The following is a 23,051-nucleotide window of genomic DNA, read 5'->3' as shown; positions in this document are numbered from 1 at the left end:
TGACATGAATGCACTAACCTACAACATAATTGCCGGACTTCTTGTGGCGTCTGTACTCTTTGGTCTACGCCTCATGAACAAGGTTCCCACTGCGGTCAGGGGCAATCTTTTTTGCGCCTCGGCCATGGGCCTCGCCATTCTTGTGACCATGTTCAAGGACGGCTCCATGACGTCTCCCACGCTGTGGCTGGCCATTGCCGTGGGCATGACGCTGGGGCTTACCCTGTCCAATAAGGTCAAGATGATCCAGATGCCGCAGATGGTCGCCTTTCTGCACGGCATCGGCGGCGGCGCGGCTGCCATTGTGAGCTTTCTTGTCCTGACGGACACGGGCGCGCCCACGGCCTTTGAGCGCGGCAGCGCCTGCCTGGCCATGGCCATGGGCATGACCACCATCACAGGCTCCTTTGTGGCCGCAGGCAAACTGCACCAGATACTGCCGCAAAAACCCATTATCCTGCCCGAACACACCAGAATCATTCTGTCCATTCTGGGCGTTATGGGCTTTTCCGTGCTTATGGGCACGGTGTTTCCGCACTTTTTGTTCGGCTTTTTCATCTTCATGATGCTTTTGTCGGGCACGGCCTTCGGCATCGGGTTCACCATCCGCGTGGGCGGAGCCGACATGCCCATCACCATCTCGCTGCTGAACTCCATGGGCGGCGTCTGCGCCGCCATTGCGGGTTTTGCGGTGAGCGATCCCCTGCTGGTGGCCATCGGCGGCATCATCGGCTCTTCGGGCTTTTTGCTGACGCGCATCATGTGCAAGGCCATGAACAGAAAGCTGCTGTCCATCCTGCTTGGCGAGTCCTCTGTGGTCACGCCCGCTGGCAAGGCCGCGCCCAAGGCTGCCGCTGCCGCTGCTCCGGCCCCTGTCAAATCCACTGAGGCCGAAGTGGCCAAGCTGGTGCAAAACGCCAAAAACGTGATCATCGTGCCAGGCTACGGCATGGCCCTTGCCCAGGCCCAGTACAAGGTCAAGCAGCTTGCCGACCTTCTGGAAAGCAAGGGGGCCAAGGTGAGCTACGGCATCCATCCCGTGGCGGGGCGCATGCCCGGCCATATGAACGTGCTGCTGGCCGAAGCCAATGTGGATTACGAAAATCTGCTTGAAATGGACACGGTCAACCCGATGTTCGCCGATGCCGACCTTGTGGTCATCGTTGGGGCCAACGACGTGGTGAACCCTGCGGCCAACAGCGCGGAAGGCACGCCCATCTACGGCATGCCCATCCTTGATGCCGAAAAGGCCAGGAACATCATCATCTGCAACTATGACAGCAAGCCGGGCTACGCTGGCGTGCCCAACCCCCTGTATGAGCGCGCTGGCGTGCATCTCATGCTGGGCGACGCGGCCAAGACCTTTGATACCCTGCTGCACTACGCCCAGGGCAATGCCCCGGCCGAGCAAAGCGCCGCCCCATCCGGTGGCGACAGCAAGGAAGCCGCAGCCGCCAAGCTGGTGCACAACGCCAAGAGCGTGATTATCGTGCCCGGCTACGGCATGGCCCTTGCCCAGGCCCAGCACAAGGTCAAACAGCTTGCGGACACGCTGGAAGCCAAGGGCGTCAAGGTGAGCTACGGCATCCATCCCGTGGCGGGGCGCATGCCCGGCCACATGAACGTGCTGCTGGCCGAAGCCAATGTGGATTACGAAGACCTGCTCGAAATGGATACCGTGAACCCGATGTTCGCGGAGACCGATCTTGTGGTGGTCATCGGAGCCAACGACGTGGTGAATCCGGCGGCCAACACGGCCGAAGGCACGCCCATCTATGGCATGCCCATCCTCAAGGCCGAAGAAGCCAAGGGCATCATTATCTGCAACTATGACGACAAGCCTGGCTACGCTGGCGTGCCCAACCCCCTGTATACCCGCGAGGGCGTGATCCTCATGACGGGCGACGCGGCCAAGACCGTGGACCGTCTGGTGAGCTTCGCCCAGGGTGAAAGCCCCGCCGCAGCCGCCCCATCCAGCGGCGACAGCAAGGAAGCCGCAGCCGCCAAACTGGTGCAGAACGCCAAAAACGTGGTCATCGTGCCCGGCTACGGCATGGCCCTTGCCCAGGCCCAGTACAAGGTCAAACAGCTTGCCGACCTGCTGGAAAGCAAGGGAGCCAAGGTGAGCTACGGCATCCATCCCGTGGCGGGGCGCATGCCCGGCCATATGAACGTGCTGCTGGCCGAAGCCAATGTGGATTACGAACACCTGCTTGAAATGGACACCGTCAACCCGATGTTTGCGGAATCCGATCTTGTGGTCATCGTTGGGGCCAACGACGTGGTGAACCCGGCGGCCAACAGCGCGGAAGGCACTCCCATTTACGGCATGCCCATCCTCAAGGCCGAAGAAGCCAGGAACATCATCATCTGCAACTACGACGACAAGCCCGGCTACGCCGGTGTGCCCAACCCCCTGTATACCCGCGATGGGGTAATCCTCATGACGGGCGACGCCTCCAAGAGCTTTGACAAGCTGCTGGCCTACGCGCAGGGCGAAAGCCCGGCGGGGGCCGCTCCTGCCGCTCCCGAAGTTGGCGGAGATCAGGTGGACAAGGTGCTCAGGGACGCCAAAAGCGTCGTTATCGTCCCCGGTTATGGCATGGCGCTGGCTCAGGCCCAGCACAAGGTCAAACAGCTTGCCGACCTGCTGGAATCCAGGGGCGTCAAGGTGAGCTATGGCATCCATCCCGTGGCGGGGCGCATGCCCGGCCACATGAACGTGCTGCTTGCCGAAGCCAACGTGGATTACGAAGACCTGCTTGAAATGGACGTCGTGAACCCGATGTTCGCCGAGGCCGATCTGGCCATCGTCATCGGGGCCAACGACGTGGTGAACCCTGCGGCCAACACGGCCGAAGGCACGCCCATTTACGGCATGCCCATCCTCAAGGCTGGCGAGGCCAAGAACGTCATCATCTGCAACTATGACGACAAGCCCGGCTACGCCGGAGTGGACAACACCCTGTACGGCAAGCCCGGCGTCATCATGATGCTTGGCGATGCCTCTGCCACTATGGACAAGCTCATAAGCTTACTCCAGAAGTAGCATAGCTGCGCGATTACCCGGAAGGGACGCATTCTTCGAGAAGAATGCGTCCCTTTGTCATTTTGGGCATTGAGGAGCGGAGGCAATGGGCGTATGCAGTGCGGACGGCGGGTTGTGCCCCGCCTAATCATGACGCGGCCAGCGCATAGAGCATTTTAACTTTGAAAAAGTGTAAATGCTCTAACGCTGTACGAAAGTACAGCGCGCCACAACGTGGCGTGGATTCGGCCGAGCTTTAGCCGTTGCGACGAAGGAAGCTACGGATGCTTCAAGTGTTGTGACGCAGGAAACTACGCTTGCTTCAGCCGTTGCGACGCAGGAAGCTACGGATAAAGACAGCATGAGTAACTATCAATTTTGTTTTGTGCAATCGCTGTCGCCATTCGTAAGGCTCGTAGACTCGCCAACGACTGCCGCAAAGACAGCAAGTAATTAATAGAATGTACAGCCTGCAGATGGCTGTCGCAAATCGCATTTTTCGGCTGAATGAAAACTTTGAAATGCGAAACATTTCAAAATTAATCTGCTCTAGACGTAAAGACTACGAAGCCGCGTGAAGGAAGGATGTATGACGACCCTGATCACACTTTTTGCCGTGGGCCTCACCGGAGGCCTGGTTTTTGACTACTTTGACCTGCCTGGGGGCCCCATGACCGGGGCCATGGTGGCGGTGGTCATCTTTAAAAGCTTCGGCGCCGTCAGCACGCCGTACATGCCGCATTGGATCAGGTATGTGGTGTACGGCTGCGTAGGCGTGATCGTTGGCAATATGTACAGCCCCGGCATGCTGAGCGTTGTGCGTGAAACGTGGCCCATCATGCTGCTCTCAACCTTTATCATTCTTGCCGCCGGTCTCGGCTGCTCCTGGATAAGCATGCGCTTTGGCGGCATGAGCGCCGAGGGCGCCTACCTTGCCACCAGCCCCGGCGGCTTCAACGCCATCATGGCCCTGGCCGGAGATGCGGGACGCGAAGCGCCTATGATTATGGTGTACCACCTGGTGCGCATCTATGCCATTGTGCTGCTGTCGCCGTTCATAGCCAAGCTGCTGGTCCTTATGGCCAGGCTGTGACGCGCGTTTGCGTGAGCAGGATAATTTTCTGCCTATGGAACCCTGACCGGGCACAGAAGACTCCTTGCCGCAGACTGAAACAGCAGTAAGCGTTTTAGGGGGAGGGTCCCTCCCCCACAAAGCAGTTCATGCGGTAAACCCGCTAGGCAGACAACTCCACCCGCACCCGCAGGGCGGCGGCCACCATATTTTCCAGGGCCGGATACGCCTCTTCCCAGCGCCGCGTCTTGAGGCCGCAGTCGGGGTTGACCCAAAGCTGGCTTTTGTCGATGTGCTGCAGCGCCAGGTGCAGCAGGCGCACCATTTCGTCCGCCGTGGGAATGCGCGGGCTGTGGATATCATACACGCCGGGGCCGACCTCGCCCACATAGTGAAAGCGGGTGAAGGCGTCCAGCAGTTCCATGCCGCTGCGGCTGGATTCGATGCTGATGACGTCGGCGTCCATGCGCGCGATGGCGGGCAGGATGGCGTTGAACTCGCTGTAGCACATGTGGGTGTGCATCTGTGTGCGGTCTTCAACGCCTGTGGACGCCAGAAGAAAGGCGTCCACCGCCCATTGCAGGTACACGGCGGCCTCGGCGGCTGTGAGGGGCATGCCCTCGCGCAGGGCGGCCTCGTCTATCTGGATGATGTGTATGCCCGCCGCCTCAAGGTCGCTCACCTCGTCGCGGATGGCCAGGGCGATCTGGCGGCAGACCTCGCTGCGCGGCAGGTCGTCGCGCACAAAGCTCCAGCAGAGGATGGTCACGGGCCCGGTGAGCATGCCCTTGACGGGCTTTTGCGTCAGGGACTGGGCATAGCGCGCCCAGGCCACGGTCATGGGGGCCTTGCGGTACACGTCGCCATAGATGACGGGCGGCTTAACGCAGCGGCTGCCATAGCTCTGCACCCAGCCGTTGCGCGTAAAGCAGAAGCCGCCAAGCTGCTGCCCAAAATACTCCACCATATCGTTGCGCTCGGCCTCGCCGTGCACGAGAACGTCCAGACCAAGCTCCTCCTGCTTTTTGATGCAGGCGGCGATCTCGGCCTTGATGGCGGCTTCGTAGTCGGCCTGGGTCATTTGACCGCGCTTGAAGGCCAGCCGCGTCTTGCGGATATGGTCTGTCTGCGGGAAAGAACCGATGGTGGTGGTGGGCAGAAGCGGCAGACGCAGCCAGGCCTGAGCCTGCTTGCGCGCGGCGAAGGGGGATTTGCGGGCCAGCATGGCCGGGGTCACTGCGGCGGCGCGCTCGCGCACCCGTGCCAGCACTGTGTCGGCATGGGCCTGGGCCTCGGCCAGCACAGCGGCGTTGGTTGCCAGAATGTCCGCGCCCTGGCCCTGGCCCTGGCCCTGGGCAATGGCCTTGAGGTCGGCCAGTTCAGCGCATTTCTGCACGGCAAAGGCCATGCGGTTCTTGATGTGGGCAGGCAGGTCGGTTTCTTCCGCGAGATCCACGGGGCTGTGCAAAAGCGAGCAGGAAGAGGCCAGAAGCACACGGTCAGCGCCAAGGGCGCTCACGGCGCGGTTCATGAGGCTGGCGGCCTGCGCGTAGTCGGTCTTCCAGATATTGCGTCCGTTGACCAGTCCGAGGGACAGGGCCATGTGATCGGGCAGGGCGGCGAGCACGGCGTCCAGTTGGCCGGAGCCGCGCACAAGGTCGATATGCAGGGCCGCGCAGCCGCTGTTTACGGCCAGAGCAAGGTGATTTTTCAGCTGGCCGAAGTAGGTCGCCAGCAAAAGTCTGGCTGATCCGGCGCGGGCCGTCGCCGCATTGAGCGTGGCGTATGTTTGGGCAAAGCGCGCGGTGGCAGGGGCGGGCAGCAGTTCGGTGCAGAGCACGGGTTCTTCAATCTGAATGCACTGGCAGAGCGGAGCCAGCTGTTCCAGCAGCGCCGTGTAGGCTGCCAGCACCTCGTCCAGCCGCGCCCACGGATCAGCGCCGTTCTGGCCCTTGGCCAGGGCCAGCCAGGTGAAGGGGCCGATGATGGCGGCCTTGGGCGTGAAGCCCTTGGCGGCGGCGCGCCGGGTGGCTTCCAGCACGGGGTGTTCACCGGGCGTCCAGACGGCGTCGGCTTCGATTTCCGGCACAAGATAGTGGTAGTTGGTGTCAAACCACTTGGTCATCTCCATGGCCGGAATGTTGCGTGAGGCGTCGCCGCGCGCCAGAGCGAAATAGCGCGTCAGGGCGTCCTTGCCGCAGTGGGCAAAGCGGGCGGGCACGGCCCCAAGCATGAGGCTTGTGTCCAGCATGCGGTCATAGAGGGAAAAATCGCCCGTAGTCACGTAGCTCAAGCCGGCCTCGCGCTGGATGGCCCAATGGCTTTCCTGAAGCTGGTGCGCTGTGCCGGTGAGATCCTGGGCAAAAGTGTCGCCACGCCAAAAAGATTCGAGAGCCTGTTTCAGCTCGCGCTGCCTGCCCATGGAGGGAAAGCCGAGAATGTGGGTACGCATGGTTGCTCCTTTCATATGGTGTTGAAAGGGCAGTCTTTTTCACGCTAGAGCTTGTATACCTGAAATGGCGTGTGACCCGCCGGTCTTGCCGCCACTTCACAATACGGATGCAATCCGTACCGACGCGCGGCATTGGTATGCCGCACGGCTCTGGTCGGGCGCGCCAACGCCTGACCGGGCACTTGCCTGAACGCGAGACAGTACTGCCTTGCCGCCGGATGGCGGCAGGTGATGAGGCGTCTCCTGGCTTCCGGCCCCTGCGCGTTTGTGGTTGCGCGTGGCCGTACCTTCCCGTCCCCGGAGCAGATCGATGTTGCGGCATTCCCAACATGTTGACGGTCTGGTCAGTGAACAGTGGCACGGCGCGGGTTTGTGCCGATTACAGTGGCGCGTCCGCAACGGATTTTCACCGTTTTCCGTTTCTCATCACAATATCTAGATAAATTGATATATAACAGCGGGCATGGTGTCAAGCGCAGACAGGCCAAGAATGGTGACGGGTCGCTCTTGAGTCTCAGGGCGGAATGCTGCTGAGCCGCAAATGCAAGGCTGCTTTGATTTGGAACAGTTTTGGTCTTGTGTGGAGTGGCAAGGCGCGGGAGTAACCTGCCACCTGCTTAGGCAGCACTGTTATAAGCGGAACTAAATAAAAGTTTTAGGGGGAGGGGGTGTGGGGGAGGAGACCCTTTTTCAAAAGGGTCCCTCCCCCACAAAGCTTTTCAGCCACCAAGCATTCCCAAAAGAAAATGCTCCGCGTTTAATCCTGGCGGGTGAGGTGGTAGACGGCGGGAATCATATACATGAGGCTCACAAGTTGGCGCGTGGGCTCGTAGCGCGTGGCCACCACGACGGAGCCGAGGTTCCAGAGGTGATCGTCGTCGCTTTCGCCTGCGGAGGGCGCGCCGAAGCGTTCGCTGACCATGCGCACGATGGCCTGCGCCGTGGCCTTGTCCGGCACGGCGTATTCCAGTTCCGCAAAGCCCAGGGGCGAGGGGCGGCCTGGCCCGTAGCAGAAGGCCGCCTGCCGCGCGCCGGGCACAAGCGCGCCGGGCGTGTAGGTGTCGCAGATATAGGCGTCGTCCTGTCGGGACGCGCGCATGCCCGCCTTGGCGAGGGCGTCGCGCATGGCGGGTCGGGTGGCGGTGTCCAGGCGCAGGCCAAAAAGCACGGCACTGGGGCGTGAGGCGGAAGGTCCGGCCATGTCTTCCAGTTCCTTCATGGCGTGGATGGACCCGCGCATGGCAGCCGCGTAGAGCAGAAGTGTGGCGCGTGCCTGATTTTTTTCCACTCCCTGACCGGTGCGGTAAAGATGGCCGAGGCGGGCCAGGGCGTCTGTCTGCTGCTGCGCCGCCGCATGGCTGTACCAGGCTGCGGCCGCCTTGTGGTCTTGGGGCACGCCGTGCCCGCTCTCATACATGAGGCCGAGGTTGTACTGGGCTTCGGGTTGCCCCTGCCGGGCTGCGAGGTCAAACCAGCGGGCGGCCTCTTGGGGGTTGGCGTCAATGCCGCGCCCCTGCTCCAGCATGCGCCCGTAGTTGCTCATGCCGGACGGATGTCCTGCGGAAGCGGAGCGGGCAAACCAGTAGAGCGCGCGCCCTTCGTCCATATCCACACCCTGGCCGAGGTCAAAGAGCACCCCAAGGTTGTTCATGGCCTGGCCGTCGCCGTTTTCGGCCAGATGCTGCCAGATGGCGTGGGCCTGGGCGTAGTCGCCCTTCTGATAGGCTTCGTTGGCCTGGGCCTCGGGGCTGCCGGGGGTAACGGAACTTTCCGGCTTTTCTTCACTTTTGGCTTTTCCGTGCCCGCCATTTGTGGGGACGTGAGGCGCGGAAGCCGCCTCGGACGCTTTGGGGCTATGCGGCGCAGGGGTCGCGTCTTTTTTGGCGTCGGCGGCCTTGGCGCGCGGAGCGCGCTGCGTGCCCTGGCGTCCCCGATCCTGCCGCTGGCGTTCCCTTTCCTGATTCAGCTGCTGCTGGCGTCGTTGCGCTTCCGGCGACTGGGGCTGCATGCCGTCAGCAGCGGGGCTTCTGGGACTGGCGGGAGCGAGCGCGGCAGGCGTTGGGGCCACGGGAGCGGGCGGCGGCACGGGCGCTGGCGAAAGGGTCGGGGCCTGCCCCAGAGCGGCGGCCGCGCCTGTGTGCCCGTTGCTTTTTTGTCCCGGCTGGCCGACCTGCTGTCCATCCTGTTGTTGCAGCGTGGCCGCTTCAGCTTCTGACAGCTGGCCGCCAAAAAGAAATCCCATTATTTCGCGCCCTCTGGAGGGCTGACCATTGTCTGCTGGCTGTCCGCTGCCTGCCCAGCCCGGCCGTTGCCCCCCGCTGGGTGGCTGCAGGGCGGGAGCCTGTATCGTGGGCGCCGGGACAACAGGGGCCTGAACTGTGGGCACGGTGACGGTGGGTTCATGAACCCTGGGCTCGGTGCTGGTCGGAGTAGGAATGGAGGCCGCCGCAGCCAGAGCCGTGCGCGGCGTCATGCCCCCCAGTGCGGCTGCGCAGAGGAGCAAGCCCCATAGCGCGATGGCGCGCAGAAAAGCGACGGTTCGGGCTGGAACGGCGGGAAGGGTGGCGCGCAGGGCCGTCAACACGACCCTGCGCGCAGGCATACTGTTTTGCGCAAAGCCTTTCGGCTCTGCTGTACAACTGGAGGTGTTCCGGCGCATGGCTCCCATCCCTAGAGCAGATTAACTTTGAAATGCTTCACATTTCAAAGTTTTCATTCAGCCGAAAAATGCGATTTTCGGCTGAATCCACGCCACGTTGTGGCGAGCTGCACTTTCGTACAGCGCTAGAGCAGTTACACTTTTTCAAAGTTAAAATGCTCTAGCCAGGCTTCGCGGCATGGCGTTCCTGCGGCTCGGCCTGCGTCAGTGGATGGCGGCCGGGCTCGGGTCTTGCCAGGCCGTTTACGGCCTATGGTTTACGTTTGGGACAGTTGAAATTGTTGAAATCAATTTCCGGCTTGTCCGTGAGGCGCGGGTCAAATACCAGGGCGTGCCCGCGCCAGTCACGGATGGTCGCATTGATCTTTTCCATATTCACGTAAGTCAGCAGGGCGGGCCAGCGATCGGCCATATCCCGCAGCATGCGCGCATAAGTTACTTCGCCGCCGTGGAAGCCGTCAACAAATTCGCAATCGCTGGAGCCGAAGGTGCGCGCATCCGTAAAGTCCATAACTTCAATGCCGCGTGCCAGCAGGGCTTCCCGCAGGTGGAAGAGGTGCGGGTAGTCGGCCTCGCGCTGGCGTATGGCGTCCAGCACTTTCACGGACAGGGGCGAAATAAAGACAAAGGTGGCTATGCCGCGCGCCTTGAGGCGGCAGTAGATTTCGGCAAAGGCGTCCAGATGGGCGGAGCTTATGCCGCCGGGGTCGCGGCTGCCTGCAATGGGCTTGGCGCGAAAAAAGGCCTTGATGCCGTGCCGCACCTGCTTGAGCGTGTCCTCGAACTGATAGTCGAAGGGACGCTTCTGCCCTGTGGTTTCCGCCGTGTAGTACCAGGAGCCGTCAGGGCCGAACCCGTCGTCCGTCTGCTGGGCCATGATGCCATAGCGCCCGGCGCGGAAGCCGCCAGCCGATTCCAGCAGGACGGGGGCAATAAGGTCGTGAACGGATATCTTTCCTTCAAGCAGCCAGGCCCAGGGCTTTTTCAGGCTTTCAAACCCGTAGTTGTAGGAGCCGCTGGTGGGGGGTTCGTCCTTGAAGGGATCGGGCTGCCACTGGGGCATGAACCACCAGAAATCCAGGCCGATGATGACGGCATCGGGCTTGTGCAGGGCCAGCATGGCGTCAAGGGTGGAGCGCAGCACCGAAAGGTTGCCTGCCGTGCCGCCCACGTTGAGAAAGGATTTACGAAAGTAGGCTCCCCGGAACTGCATGACGCGGGATGAGCCCACGGCGGCGATTTCCGGTTTGACCTTGGCGTAAAGCTGCAGCTTGTAGTCCACAAAGTCCTGTGAGACGCCGGAGCCGAAAACGGCGAACTGCCCGGAGGACTGCGCCTCCACCGCGCGCTCGACGCCCACGTCGCCGCTTTTGTAGAGCCACCACAGGGTGTAGGGCAGGGCCAGCAGGCCGACCACAAGAGCCAGAAGCAGCAGCACACGGAAATACCGGGAAAGGTAGGCGGATTCGGTGAGGGTTTTACTCATGTTGTGTCCGCCTCTTTAAAATTGGAAGTACAGGAAGGTCGCCTTGCGGGACACCAGAATGAGCGTCACAAAGGCCAGGCAGGCCAGGCCTGTGGCCCATGCCGCCGAGGGCCGCCAACTGAGGTACGGGCGCGAGCCGTCGCGCCTGCCGTGCAGCAGTTCGTGGCTGTTGGGGAATGCCCAGCACAGCACAAAGCTTATGCCCAGCAGGGCAAAGGGCAGCCAGCCCTGAAGGTAGTTGTTGGGCAGCCACCGGGTTGCCAGAACGCCCATGGCGGAAAGGCCCGCGTAATCCGCCGTCAGGCCTGCGGCTTCGGCGGTGAAGGGGCCAGTAAACATGGCCCCGAACATGGTTGCGGTCCCGTCAAGGCTCACCGTGCGGAAGATCACCCAGCCAAGGTTGATGCACAGGAAGGTGAACAGGATGAAGAAAATCCGCATGGGCGGGGTGGCCAGCACCCTTTCAAGCAGGGTGCCCTTGATGCAGGCCCGGAAAAAGTGGTTGACGCCCAGCATGGAGCCGTGCAGGGCCCCCCAGATGATGAAGGTCCAGCCCGCGCCGTGCCACGCGCCGCCGATAAGCATGGTCAGAAAGAGGTTGCGGTACTGCATGAGCCGCCCTTTGCGGTTGCCGCCAAGGGGGATGTACAGAAAATCGCGCAGCCACGAGCTCAGGGTGATGTGCCAGCGCCGCCAGAAGTCCACAATGCCCGTGGACTTGTAGGGCGAATCGAAGTTTTCGGGCAGGCGCAGGCCCAGCATGAGGCCAATGCCGATGGCCATGTCCGTGTAGCCGGAAAAGTCAAAATACAACTGGAAGGTGTAACACAGGGACCCCAGCCATGCCTCGGCCCCGCTGATGGGAAAGGCCTTTTCCGCCGCGTTGAAAACGGCGTTGGCGTACACGGCCAGCCCGTCCGCCAGCAGCACCTTTTTGGCAAGACCAATGGTGAAAAGCGTGAAACCCTGGGCCAGACCTTCGGCCGTGGAGCCTGAAAGATCGTCAAGCTGCGGACCCAACTGCTCGTAGCGCACGATGGGGCCGGAAATCACGTAGGGAAAGCAGGCCGAAAACAGGGCGTGGCGTGAAAAACCCTGCGGCGTCACCTGCCGCCGGTACACGCTGACCAGCCATGCGATCTGTATGAAGGTATAGAAGGATATGCCGAGCGGAAGCCCCGGCGGGGTGAAGTTCCATTGCGTGCCCATAAGAAGGGCCAGGTTCTGGGCGAAAAACCAGGAGTACTTGAACCAGAGCAGGGGCAGCAGGTTCAGTATGAGGGCCATGGTCAGCAGCCCTTTGCGGCTGCATGCCCAGGCGCTCAATCCTTTCAGCCCGTCGCCCCGGAAAAGGCGTACGCCCTTGCGGAATTTCGTCAGGCGGGAGCCAGCGGCATCAGCCGGGCCGTCCGGGGACCCCGTGGGAGCAGCCAGCGCGTCTTCCTCGGGAAGGATCTCCGTCCCCTCCATTGCGTCGTCAGGCCGGTTTGGGTCGGCCAGGGCCAGCGCGAACGCGTAGTTCATGCCCAGAATGGCCGCCAGCAGCAGCAGAAAGGGCAGGCCCCAAAGAGCGTAAAAAACTACGGAAAAGAGCAGCAGAACCAGGCTCAGCCGCGTGGCTCCGTAGCCTGCGGTCAGCCGCCAGCACAGCAGCAGAAGTGGAAGGAAAAGAAAGATAAAGGAATAGGAATTGAATAGCATGCGCAACTCCCGTGACGTTGACCGCGAGCATTTGTGGCGAAACGGCCCAGGATCAGGCGATAACGCAGCCCAGAACGGCAGAGGCCGGGACACGAAAAAGCGCAGGACAAAAAAATGCCCTGTCCGTGCTACGGCTGACGCTAAAGATACAGCGCGCCAAACCAGCGCGGCAGGGCTTGGCAGGCCCGCCGTGAAGGCGCAGGCGTGTTGTTGCCGACTAGGGGTTCAGTTCCGAGCGGAATTTCCGCGACAGACGGAACACCATGACCTTGCGTGGGGGCAGGGTGATGGTTTCGTCCGTTTTGGGGTTGCGCCCCTTACGCGATGCCTTGTCATAGCATTCGAATTTGCCAAATCCGCTGATAAGCAAAGCCCGGTCCTTTTTGATGGCGGACTTCATTATGTCCAGCAGTTTTTCAACCACGTTCTTTACATCAACGCGGTTCTTGTCGGTTTCTTCGTAGATAGCCTCCACGATGTCCGCTTTGGTCAGTGTTTTTTTCATTGTGAGTTCTCCGGCGCGTAACAATGCGCTGGTATGGCTGTCACAAAACATGATATGGACAGGTATGGCCCAACGGGCAACGAAGACGCGCTTCACATGAAGCGCACTTTTGTGTAAAATACACGCAACTAACGGGCAGAGCAAGATTTTTCTTAAAAATTGTCTTCTTACGCATAAAGAGCCATTGTGCGCGCCGCACGTGGCTTCGCAGCCATTGAGCATACTATGAAAGCGGTATCTGCCCGAATTTTTTCTTCAACCGTGCCCTGGTTCGTACCCCGGCCCCAGGGGCACGCCCTGATTCCCCTCTTTCTTCCTTTCAGCGGCTGTCCGGTGCGTTGCGTGTTCTGTGCACAAGACGTGCAGACAGGGCTTGCCAACTGTATGGACCCTGCCGCGCCCTCTTCCGGCGCGCCGGTTCTGCCTGCGTCTTCTCTTGCGGCCCTGTTGCGCGCAACCAGCGAAAATCTTGAGCAGCGTCATGCCATGGGCTTGCCGCCAGCCGAGCTGGCCTTTTATGGAGGCACCTTCACGGCCATGCCCGTACAGGATCAGAACGCCTGTCTTGACCTGGCGCGCGGGGCGCTTGAGCGTGGCTGGATTCGCGGTTTCCGCTGTTCAACCCGGCCGGATTGCGTGGACGCGCCCGTCCTTGCGCGGTTGCGGGCAGCCGGTTGCCGCTGTGTGGAACTTGGCGTGCAAAGCTTTGCGGATGACGCCCTCGTTGCCTCAAAGCGGGGCTATGACGGGGCCACGGCCCTTCGTGCCTGCGGTCGTGTGAAGGCGGCTGGCCTGACGCTGGGGGTGCAGCTCTTGCCGGGCATGCCGGGCAACAGCACGGCGGATTTTTTGCGCGACGTTCCCCAGGCGCTCGATGCCGGGGCTGACATGCTGCGCTTTTACCCCTGCCTTGTGCTTGAGGGTACGGCCCTTGCCCGCATGTGGCGGCAGAATCTCTATGCGCCGTGGCCGCTGGAAGAGACGCTGGATTGCCTCGCGCAGGGCTGGCTTGTGGCGCAGGAGGCGCGGGTGCCCGTCATCCGCATGGGGCTTGCGCCCGAAGCCGCGCTGACCGAGGCTGTGCTGGCCGGGCCCGTGGACAATGCTCTGGGCAGCCGCGTCATGGGGCGGGCCCTGCTGCTGGCGGTGCGCCGCGCCCTGGCCGCGCTGGCGGCCTCTTTGGACATGACTGCGCCGCCGCGCTTGCGGTCGCTGCGCGTGCCCCCTTCCTGCCAGGGATATATATGGGGAATGCGCGGCGAACTGCGTGCCGCCTGGGCAGGGCTGGGGCTTTCGCCTGACGGCCTGGATTTTGACGCCGCCTGTCAGCAGGAACTGCGCCTGACCGTGATCTGCTGAGTGTGCGCTTCTCGGCCAGAGTATCTTTGAGCTCCTTCACAGTTCAATTTCTCATTCAGCCGAAAATCATATTTTTCGGCTGAATCCACGCCATGTTGTGTCCGCCGCACTTTTCTACGGCATTAGAGCAATGTCTCTTTGAAATTGCTCTGGCGGATGCGGGAGCAGACGCCCGCCGCAGAGGCGTAAGCGCTGTTTATCTGCGCGGGTAAAGCCGGAGCGGGTGTCTTGGAAGCATTGCTTCAGGCGTTGTGACGCAGGAAAATACGCCCGAAGACAGTAGTTGGTTGCGCGACATCTAAGTGAAAGAACCGCTGTCGCTATCCATAGCGATGCTGTCCTGCCCCGTAAGTCGGTTCCCGCCAACGGTTCAGGCAAGTCCGCAGGAGCGGGCAACGGCTACCGCGAGAATAGATATTCTCAATGCGAAAATGCTCGCGTACGGCAGGCAAAAGCCTGCCTACTCACATTTCGTGGCAAGGATTTTCAGAAAAATCCTTGCAGAGCAGTTAACTCATTTCATTCGTAAACTACTCTAATGACGTTCTTCAAATAGTTGTCTTCATATAGTTGGTTTGCGATAGTCTTTTTCTGATAGTCTGCTTCCGATACTGGCCTTGGATGCCTGTCTTCTGCTATAGGCCGATACACATCTTCCCACTTTCATTGCTTTTTCATGGACGGCTGCCCGCTGGCGTGGGCGGCCGTCTAGTGATGCGTCCTCTCCCGTTTGGGGGGCTCCGGTCGATGAAATGCGCTCTTGCGCCACGACCGGGAAAAACTTTTTTGAAATAATTGCGCTTTTGCCATAATATTTTTTGCAAAATAATTCGAAAAGCTATATAGGTAAATTAACCTGGACAGCGCAGTCAGGAATCCTCACCCACCTTCCGGTTCAATTCCTCAGCTCCTCCCTACGACATTCCTCGCTTTCCAGACGTGATTCGGCGCGATTTCGTCCTCCGCCAGTAATCTGAAATACACAAGAATCCAGAGGTCTTGAATATGAAAATGGGAATAATGAACAAGATGATGCTTACCATTCTGGTTCCATCCCTACTGGGCCTGACTGCGGTATGCGGTCTCAGTTATTGGCAGGCAGAACATTCGCTCACAGAGCAGGTCGCGCATGAGTTCGACAGCGTTATAGACAAGCAGATTGAAGGGCTGGGTTCTGTGCAGCAAATGACGCACGGCCTCATCAGAACCAATGCCGAATCGGCCCATGTCAAAAAGGCCCTGTTCACCCGCACAGGCAATCAGGCTGGCCTCGACAGCCTGGGCGAGCCGGATGTCCAGAGCGTGCTTGACGATCTTTCGCAGCATTTTGGCATGGTTAATGGTGCAGGATTGATAGATGCGTCAGGCATTGTGGTGGCCCATACCACCAGGGAAATGATCGGCAACAACCTGCGCGACCGTAAGTCTGTGCAGGTGGCCCTTGCCGGTCAGATGAGCATGGAAAACATCCGTAACCATGCGGGTGAAATGTCCACCATGGTGGCGGCTCCGGTCATGGCCCAGGGCAAATCGCAGGGCGTTTTGTACGCCTACATGAGTCTGGCCCGTCTGAGCGAGAGCACCACAGACACCATCAAGATGGGTAAACACGGGTATTGCGCCGTATATGACAGTACGGGGACGGCCATCATGCATCCCGACAAGTCTTTGCTGGGCAAGGACTGCAGCCAGGAACCCTTTGTGAAGGCAGCCCTGGTCAGCGGAAGCGGGAGCGTGCATTTCGCCCGTGGCGAGCAGCAAATGGTGGCCTACTACCGGCATATGCCCGAAAGCAACTGGCATGTGGTCATGGTCGCGGACAGGGACGAGATGCTCGCACCCACAAGCAGGCTTCTCAAGGCCAACGTGCTTGTGGGCATAGTCACGGCGCTTGTGCTCGGCGTGGTCATTGTGTTTGTGTCGCGGGGCATAGCGCGATCCCTGAAGATCAGCGAAAAGTATGTGCAGGTGGTGGCAGGCGGCAACTTTAACCCTGAGCCGCATGAAGAGGAAGCCCTGGCCAAAGCCGCCAGCAGAAGTGATGAGATTGGCGGGCTTTCCAGCGGCATCCAGAGTATGGTGGGCAAGCTGCGCGGCCTGTTCAAAGAAAGCGAAGAAAAAACCCATCAGGCGGAGGTGGCAACGGGCGAAGCCCGCGTGGCCATGCAAGAGGCCCAGGAGGCGCGCAAGGAAGCCGAAACCGCCCGTCAGGACGGCATGCTGACCGCCGCCGGGCAACTGGAAACCTCCATCGGCGTCATTTCTTCCGCCTCAACCCAGCTTGCCGCACAGATAGAACAGTCCGACCGCAGCGCCACAGAGGCGGCGCAGCGCCTCTCCGAGGCGGCCACTGCCATGAACGAGATGAACGCCACGGTGCAGGAAGTGGCCCGCAACGCGAGCTCGGCGTCAGAAGCTTCGGTGCACACCAGAGAAAAGGCCCGGGCTGGCGCGCACATCGTCGAGCAGGCCGTGCAAAGCATCGAAGCCGTGCGGCGCATGTCCGAGGAACTCAAGGGCGACATGGCCGAGCTTAACGAACACGCCCAAAGCATTTCGCAAATCATGAATGTCATTTCCGACATCGCCGACCAGACCAATTTGCTGGCCCTCAACGCGGCCATTGAGGCCGCCCGGGCGGGCGACGCCGGGCGGGGTTTTGCCGTGGTGGCCGACGAGGTGCGCAAACTGGCCGAAAAAACAATGGATTCCACCAAGGATGTCAGCCATGCCATCAGGTCCATTCAGGACAGCACGGCCAAGAGTATGGGGTCAATGGACAACGCGGTAGGCCAGATTGCCCAGGCCACGGACTTCGCCAGTCAGTCCGGGCAGGCGCTGGAGGAAATAGTGGCAACAGTGGAGGCCACGGCGGATCAGGTCAACGCCATTGCCACTGCCAGCGAAGAACAGTCCGCAGCCAGCGAAGAAATCAATCAGAGCATTGTGCTCGTCAACGAGATATCGCGGCAGAGCGCCATGGCCATGGCAGAGGCTACACAGGCGGTTTCCGATCTGGCTGGCCAGGCGCATACCCTGAAAAACCTCGTGGCGCAGATGAAGCTCGGCTAGCCCGTTTAGGCAAGGCCATTTTGAAATGCTTTGTGGGGGAGGGACCCTTTTGCAAAAGGGTCTCCTCCCCCACGCCCCCACCCCCTAAAACTTTTATTGTTTTTAGAGCAGCTTGCGAGTGAAATGAGTCAACTGCCCTGCAAGGATTTTTCTGAAAATCCTTGGCACGAAATGCGCGTGAGCAGGCAAAAGCCTGCCCACGCGCATTTCAAGTGTGAGCAATGTAACTTTTGCATTGCTCTGACGGCTGCGTGAGCAGACGTTCGCTACGGAGGCGTAAGCGTAGTTTAGCTGCGCGGTTAAACGCGGAAGTGAGCGTGCCTTAAACTTTGAGAATATACATTCTCAAAATTGATCTGCTTTAAAATGAGAGGCGGCCGCCGGGGGCAACCGGCGGCCGAGAGAGGGAGGATGTTCCGATGGTTAGAGGTTCTGTTCAAAGGAGGAGGTTTTCGGGGGGGGGATCCGGAAGCCCTCAATGGGGGCGGAGGGCCTCACGGAAGTTTGGTGTCATGTATATCTCTACCGCCCGTCGGCGGATTGGCTGGGTTGGCGACGCGTTGACGTTTTGGCCTGCCCTGTCTTTGCGCGCCACGGTTTGCCGGACGCCTGAATTGGGGCGGGTTGCTATTGCCAATTGCCGGGTTGGAAAATCCGGCAGTGTTTACTCCTGTCGGCTCCGTGGCGGCGTTGCTTACAGCCTAACTTTTAAATGTAACCAGTAGGCGCTGTTTTGCCGCTTCACGGGATTTTTCCGAAGTTCCGTCTTTTTGACGGATTGAGAAGCTTGCTCTTTTGCGCGGTTAGATTTTTTATTTGTTTGTTTATTTTTTTCTATCCGTTTTACGTACTCTTGCATTATTAAAAGCAATTCTTGTGCCACTATCGACATTGTGGAATGGTTTTTGATAATCGATTTAAATTATTTGAGTATTCCGAATTGGCCTTTCGTGGTGCCGAAAGTTGAGTGTATGCTTTTTATACATGTGTATCTTTGTATGTTTAAAAATTAGACAGTCAGGCCAGATTCGGCGGCATTGCAGTTGGGAAAACCCCGTGTCCTTTCTGTGAGCAATGCTTGAGGCCGTAAACATATCCTGAGATGGTATATATCCGGTTTGCGATAGGCTACTTCAGCCTGTCGCTCCAGGAGGCCGTACGCTCAAAGTCCATTCTACAGCCTCTGCTCGCCAGGGTGCCCAATGGAACGCCAACTTCAAGGCGCATCCTCTGATCTGCATTCATATGCACGGCACGCAGTTCATCGCGCAGAACCTGCAATTCATATCCCAGGCGCGGCAGCGTGTCAGGTGACGTTTTTTGGTCAAAACTAAGACTTTCGAGTTCACATTTCTTTGTCTCGATAAGCTGGCGTAAAGAATAACTTTTTTTCTTAAAATCATCCATGATGGCAATGGCTTTGGCGCATTTTTGCGGGGGGAGGAGATCCAGCGGCATCCCCAATGCGCTCATGGGCATACATGGTTGGGGTTGGGGTGAAATGTCATACTGCTGGTTTTGGGCCGAAGAAAATGCAGGAAGCACCAGACTGGCCATCACAATGGAATGAATAAGTATTTTTTTCATGTCGCAAGCAATCCCGAATCATTTGCATGAGCCGTTAACAGAGAGGCAGTGCCGCATGCTTCCATGGGATCATAGAGGCAGCGACATGTTGCCTTGGCAACATAAAATGGACTATATACACATTGCGAAGCAAGATTCGTGCAAAATATTAAAGGCCAGCCTTGTACACAGGGTGACAGTGCGGCCTCATGAAGCTATATCTGCCCTATGAGTGCAAAACACGATGAAATGTGTGAAGGAGTCGGGCCTGCCGTGCCAAAAGCGCCTGTGGGAGGCCTCTACGCTTCCCTGAAGGGTGCGCGGGGCGTCCTGCGCACGCCGCTTGGCCTGCTCATGGGAGGGGCCGCGCTTGTGCTGGCCCTCATGATAAGCCTGCTGGCCTTTATTTCCATTGAGCGCAGTGAAGCCGCCATGGGGCGTTTGCTGGCCGAAAAGGGCTCATCCTTTATTATTGCTTTTGAAAGCATTTTGCGTTCCGGCATGCGCAGCGAGGCCGGGGTGCGTCTTCAGGTGCTGCTCGAAGAAATGGCGTCCAGTCCGGGCATTATCTTTATTGCGGTGACCATGCCCGATGGAACCATAGTGGCGCACAGCGACCGCTCCCGTCTGGGCGAGATCCTGCGGATGGAAGGCAAGGAGATGGACGAGGAGCGCATGCGCGGGTTGAATCCCGGCATGCTGGCGCGATGGGGCATCATGCACCTGGAGGGACGCAGGGTTTTTGCCGTGTACCGCCAGTTTTCGCCCGGAATGGCCGACGCCATGCGGGGCTATCCCACGCCCATCATATTTCTTGGGCTGGATATTTCACCCTTTGAAATTACACGCAGCCAGAACAGGGACTATGTCGCCATGCTCTCGGCAGTGACCCTGCTTGTGGGGCTGGCCTGCCTTCTGGCCCTGTATTACGCCGAGCGTGCGCGGGAATCCCGCCAGCGGCAGCGCAGGGCCGAGGTGGAAATACGCCGCCTTGAAGGTGAGGTGCGGCGCAAGGAAAAGCTCGCGGCTGTGGGCAATCTCGCCGCCGGGGTGGCGCATGAAATCCGCAATCCCTTAAGTTCGATCAAGGGCTACGCCACCTACTTCGGTCAGCGCTTTCCCGAGGGCAGCGAAGACCGCGCCGCAGCCAATGTCATGGTTAACGAGGTTGACAGGCTCAACCGCGTCATCATGGATCTCATAGGCCTTTCCCGTCCGAGCGACGTGTCCCCGCGCCCCGGCAGCGTTGCGGACGTTGTGCAGCATGTGGTGCGCCTTATCGGCCAGGATGCGGAAAAACGCGGGGTCGAGGTCGAGTGCAAGATCTCCCGCGAGGTGCCCAAGGCTCTGGTAGACCCGGAACGCATGGGCCAGGCCCTGCTGAACCTCTGCATCAACGCCCTGGACGCCATGCCCAAAGGCGGACGCCTGATCCTGGCGGCGGCCCGGAACAAAAAAGGCGTATGCCTTATGGTGCGCGACACCGGCGTGGGTATTCCTCCGCGCCAGTTGCCGCACATTTTTGACCCCTATTTTACCACCAAGGGTCAGGGAACCGGGTTGGGGCTGGCCATGGTGCACAAGATCGTTGAGGCGCATAACGGAGAGATCAGCGTTGTCTCCCGGCAGGCGCCGCCTGGCGGACAGGGCGAAACCCTGTTCCGCATCTGGCTGCCGGAGGCGCTTAATGAGTCGCAACTCTTTGTGGAGCGCAGAAAACGAAAGCGCGTCTAGAGCATTTTACCTTTGAAAAAGTGTAACTGCTCTAACGCTGTATGAAAGTACAGCGCGCCACAACGTGGCGTGGATTCAGCCGCAAAACGCATTTTTCGGCTGAATGAAAACTTTGAAATGTGAAATATTTCAAAGTTAATCTGCTCTAGAGCATTTTAACGTATTTCAAAGGGTAAACGCTCTGACGGCCAGGCCCGCCAGGGAATCGCAGTCCGGAGCCGGCGGCATTCGCAACAGAACCGCCGCGCAAACCGCTGTGCCGCGCGGCTGACAATCAGGCGTCGCGCCCGCAGCGGATCAGGAGGAATGGCCAGAGTGAGCAACAGTATTCTTGTGGTTGATGACGATCAGGCGCACCGCGGCATGCTGCGGACCATGCTCCGTTCGTGGGGCTATGCCGTGGAAGAGGCTTCGGACGGGGACGAGGCCGTGGTTCTGGTGCGTGAAAAAAGTTTTTCCGTGGTGCTGACGGACGTGCGCATGGCCCGGATGAACGGCATAAACGCGCTCAGGGGTATTCTCGAATATAATCCCGCCCTGCCCGTGGTGCTCATGACGGCGTATTCTTCCGTGGAAACCGCTGTGGAGGCCCTGCGCCTCGGGGCCTATGACTATCTGGTCAAGCCGCTGGATTTTGACAACCTGAGGCACACCCTGCATCAGGCCATCGAGCATTCGCGGCTGAGCGTCGAAAACCGCGAACTGCGCCGTCAATTGAGCCACACCGCGTCCACGTCGGGCATTATTGGCCGCAGCAAGGCCATTGCCCGCATGCAGGAGATCATGAGCACAGTGGCCCCCACCGAGGCTACGGTGCTCATTTCCGGCGAGTCGGGCACAGGCAAGGAACTGGTCGCCCGTGAGCTGCACGCCTTAAGTTCCCGTGCCGACAAACCCTTTATCACGGTAAACTGCCCTGCCCTGGCGGAAAACCTGCTGGAATCGGAGCTGTTCGGGCATGAAAAAGGCTCCTTCACCGGGGCTGAGCGCCGGCGCGAAGGCCGTTTTGCCCAGGCCCACGGCGGCACGCTTTTTCTGGACGAAGTGGGTGAAATGCCCCTGTCCATTCAGGCCAAACTGCTGCGCGCCCTGCAACAGGGCGAGGTGCAGCGCGTTGGCTCCGACACGCAGCTTATGGTGGACGTGCGCGTTCTGGCCGCGACCAACCGTGATTTGCGGCTGGAGGTGGCGCAAAAGCGGTTTCGTGAAGACCTGTTTTTCCGGCTCAACGTCATCAGCGTGGATGTGCCGCCGCTGCGTAAAAGGGCGGAGGACATCCCCCTGCTGGCGGCCCACTTTCTTGAGGAATTCGCCAGCCGCAACAGAAAGGCCGTGCGGGGGTTTTCTGCCCAGGCGCTGGACACCATGCTGCGGTATTCGTGGCCGGGCAACGTGCGCGAACTGGAAAACGCGGTGGAGCGCGCCGTCATTCTTTGCCACGGCGACCTCATTACCGGGCGTGAACTGCCCTCCATGCTCTCCAGCGAAGCCCGGGTGGAGGAACGCCCGGCAGATCCGGACGCCTCCCTGGCGGGCCTGCCCCTGGATGAAGTGGAGCGCAGGGCCATTGAGGAAACGCTGCGCCAGGCCGGGGACAACAAGAGCGAAGCCGCGCGTCGTCTTGGCATCACCCGTGCCACCCTGCACAACAAGCTGCGCAAATATGGCCTGGAATAGCGTTTTTGCAACGGCCGGTTATTTGCGCCCATCATCGTACCGGAAGAGCCATGAGTGATATTGACAGCAAAGCGGAGGCCGGGAAGTTCACCGCTGCCCGGTTGGAACGTCTCGCCGATTTTTTTAATGAGGTTGGCATGCTGCGGCACACGCCGCGTACCGGCTACGCCTTTCTCGGCTCCGGCAAGGAAAACGTGGCGGAGCACTCCTACCGGGTCAGCGTCATGGGCTATGTGCTGGCGCGCATGTGCGGCCTTGATCCGGCAAGGGTCACTTTTCTTTGCCTGTTTCATGACCTGCATGAAGCGCGCACAGGCGATTTCAACTACGTGAATCACCGCTATGACCAGTGCCAGGCGCGTCGCGCCCTGGAAGACAGCGTGGACGGCACCGGCCTTGAAGCCGACGTGCTGCCCCTGTGGGACGAACTTGCCGCGGGCGCGAGCCCGGAATCGGTTTTGGCCCATGACGCGGATCAGCTGGATCTTATCTGCAACCTCAAGGCAGAGCTCGACAGGGGCAATGCCTTTGCCGCCCAATGGCTTGAAAGCGCGGTCAAGCGGCTGCGCAGCCCCGAGGCCAGGGAACTGGCGGAGGTTGTCTTGCGCACGGACCATAACCGCTGGTGGTATGGCCGCGTGGAAAAGGACTGGTGGGTGCGCCGCAATCAAGAATAATAGTGATAGCTGTTGCTGTGATTGCGGAAAATTCTTTACAAAATATTTCAGACTAGGCTAGCC

General features: G+C 59.8%; 13 protein-coding genes and 1 riboswitch. Of the genes, 7 read left to right on the top strand and 6 right to left on the bottom strand.

Going from position 1 to position 23,051, the window contains the following annotated elements:
- Positions 1 to 4: 4 nt before the first annotated feature.
- Both DESU86_RS06230 and DESU86_RS06225 read left to right on the top strand, forming a co-directional pair.
- Positions 5 to 3,049, top strand: coding sequence for an NAD(P)(+) transhydrogenase (Re/Si-specific) subunit beta (locus DESU86_RS06230; protein WP_179980263.1), 3,045 nt, complete (start codon positions 5 to 7; stop codon positions 3,047 to 3,049).
- Positions 3,050 to 3,617: 568 nt separating this feature from the next.
- The gene (locus DESU86_RS06225) at positions 3,618 to 4,121 is read left to right on the top strand and encodes an AbrB family transcriptional regulator (RefSeq protein WP_179980262.1); all 504 of its coding nucleotides are present in this window, start codon (positions 3,618 to 3,620) and stop codon (positions 4,119 to 4,121) included.
- Positions 4,122 to 4,263: 142 nt separating this feature from the next.
- On the opposite strand, the gene metE is transcribed toward DESU86_RS06225, so the two are convergent.
- The 5 genes from metE to DESU86_RS06200 all read right to left on the bottom strand — a co-directional run bounded on the left by metE (position 4,264) and on the right by DESU86_RS06200 (position 12,903).
- Positions 4,264 to 6,552, bottom strand: coding sequence for a 5-methyltetrahydropteroyltriglutamate--homocysteine S-methyltransferase (gene metE / locus DESU86_RS06220; protein ID WP_179980261.1), 2,289 nt, complete (start codon positions 6,550 to 6,552; stop codon positions 4,264 to 4,266).
- A gap of 238 nt (positions 6,553 to 6,790) precedes the next feature.
- A riboswitch (cobalamin riboswitch) is annotated at positions 6,791 to 6,970 on the bottom strand.
- A 339-nt stretch (positions 6,971 to 7,309) separates the two neighbouring features.
- Entirely contained in the window at positions 7,310 to 9,154 is a 1,845-nt protein-coding gene (locus DESU86_RS06215) for a hypothetical protein (protein ID WP_232088281.1), read from the bottom strand.
- 307 nt (positions 9,155 to 9,461) lie between these two features.
- The gene (locus DESU86_RS06210; RefSeq protein WP_179980260.1) at positions 9,462 to 10,697 is read right to left on the bottom strand and encodes a hypothetical protein; all 1,236 of its coding nucleotides are present in this window, start codon (positions 10,695 to 10,697) and stop codon (positions 9,462 to 9,464) included.
- Positions 10,698 to 10,712: 15 nt separating this feature from the next.
- The gene (locus tag DESU86_RS06205) at positions 10,713 to 12,398 is read right to left on the bottom strand and encodes an MBOAT family O-acyltransferase (protein ID WP_179980259.1); all 1,686 of its coding nucleotides are present in this window, start codon (positions 12,396 to 12,398) and stop codon (positions 10,713 to 10,715) included.
- A gap of 217 nt (positions 12,399 to 12,615) precedes the next feature.
- Entirely contained in the window at positions 12,616 to 12,903 is a 288-nt protein-coding gene (locus DESU86_RS06200; RefSeq protein ID WP_179980258.1) for an integration host factor subunit alpha, read from the bottom strand.
- A gap of 225 nt (positions 12,904 to 13,128) precedes the next feature.
- On the opposite strand from DESU86_RS06200, the gene DESU86_RS06195 reads away from it, so the two are divergent.
- Entirely contained in the window at positions 13,129 to 14,262 is a 1,134-nt protein-coding gene (locus tag DESU86_RS06195) for an elongator complex protein 3 (RefSeq protein WP_179980257.1), read from the top strand.
- A gap of 1,005 nt (positions 14,263 to 15,267) precedes the next feature.
- Entirely contained in the window at positions 15,268 to 17,334 is a 2,067-nt protein-coding gene (locus DESU86_RS06190; protein ID WP_179980256.1) for a methyl-accepting chemotaxis protein, read from the top strand.
- A gap of 1,128 nt (positions 17,335 to 18,462) precedes the next feature.
- Here DESU86_RS06190 and DESU86_RS06185 read toward each other — a convergent pair.
- Positions 18,463 to 18,921, bottom strand: coding sequence for a hypothetical protein (locus DESU86_RS06185; protein ID WP_179980255.1), 459 nt, complete (start codon positions 18,919 to 18,921; stop codon positions 18,463 to 18,465).
- Between the two features lie 252 nt (positions 18,922 to 19,173).
- Here DESU86_RS06185 and zraS point away from each other — a divergent pair, with 252 nt between their 5' ends.
- The 3 genes from zraS to DESU86_RS06170 all read left to right on the top strand — a co-directional run bounded on the left by zraS (position 19,174) and on the right by DESU86_RS06170 (position 22,988).
- Positions 19,174 to 20,634 (top strand): two-component system sensor histidine kinase ZraS, encoded by a 1,461-nt coding sequence (gene zraS, locus DESU86_RS06180; RefSeq protein WP_232088280.1) that lies wholly within the window; start codon positions 19,174 to 19,176, stop codon positions 20,632 to 20,634.
- 315 nt (positions 20,635 to 20,949) lie between these two features.
- Complete coding sequence (locus DESU86_RS06175) at positions 20,950 to 22,311, top strand: sigma-54-dependent transcriptional regulator (RefSeq protein WP_442873480.1); 1,362 nt, start codon at positions 20,950 to 20,952, stop codon at positions 22,309 to 22,311.
- A gap of 50 nt (positions 22,312 to 22,361) precedes the next feature.
- Positions 22,362 to 22,988 carry an HD domain-containing protein gene (locus DESU86_RS06170; protein WP_179980252.1) on the top strand — a complete coding sequence of 209 codons (627 nt, stop codon included), beginning with the start codon at positions 22,362 to 22,364 and terminating at the stop codon, positions 22,986 to 22,988.
- Positions 22,989 to 23,051 lie beyond the last annotated feature (63 nt).

It is taken from the genome of Desulfovibrio sp. 86 (assembly GCF_902702915.1).
Taxonomy (GTDB): Bacteria; Desulfobacterota; Desulfovibrionia; order Desulfovibrionales; family Desulfovibrionaceae; genus Desulfovibrio.
The sequence above is the reverse complement of the archived record's forward strand: the minus strand, read 5'-3'. Positions and strand labels throughout refer to the sequence as shown.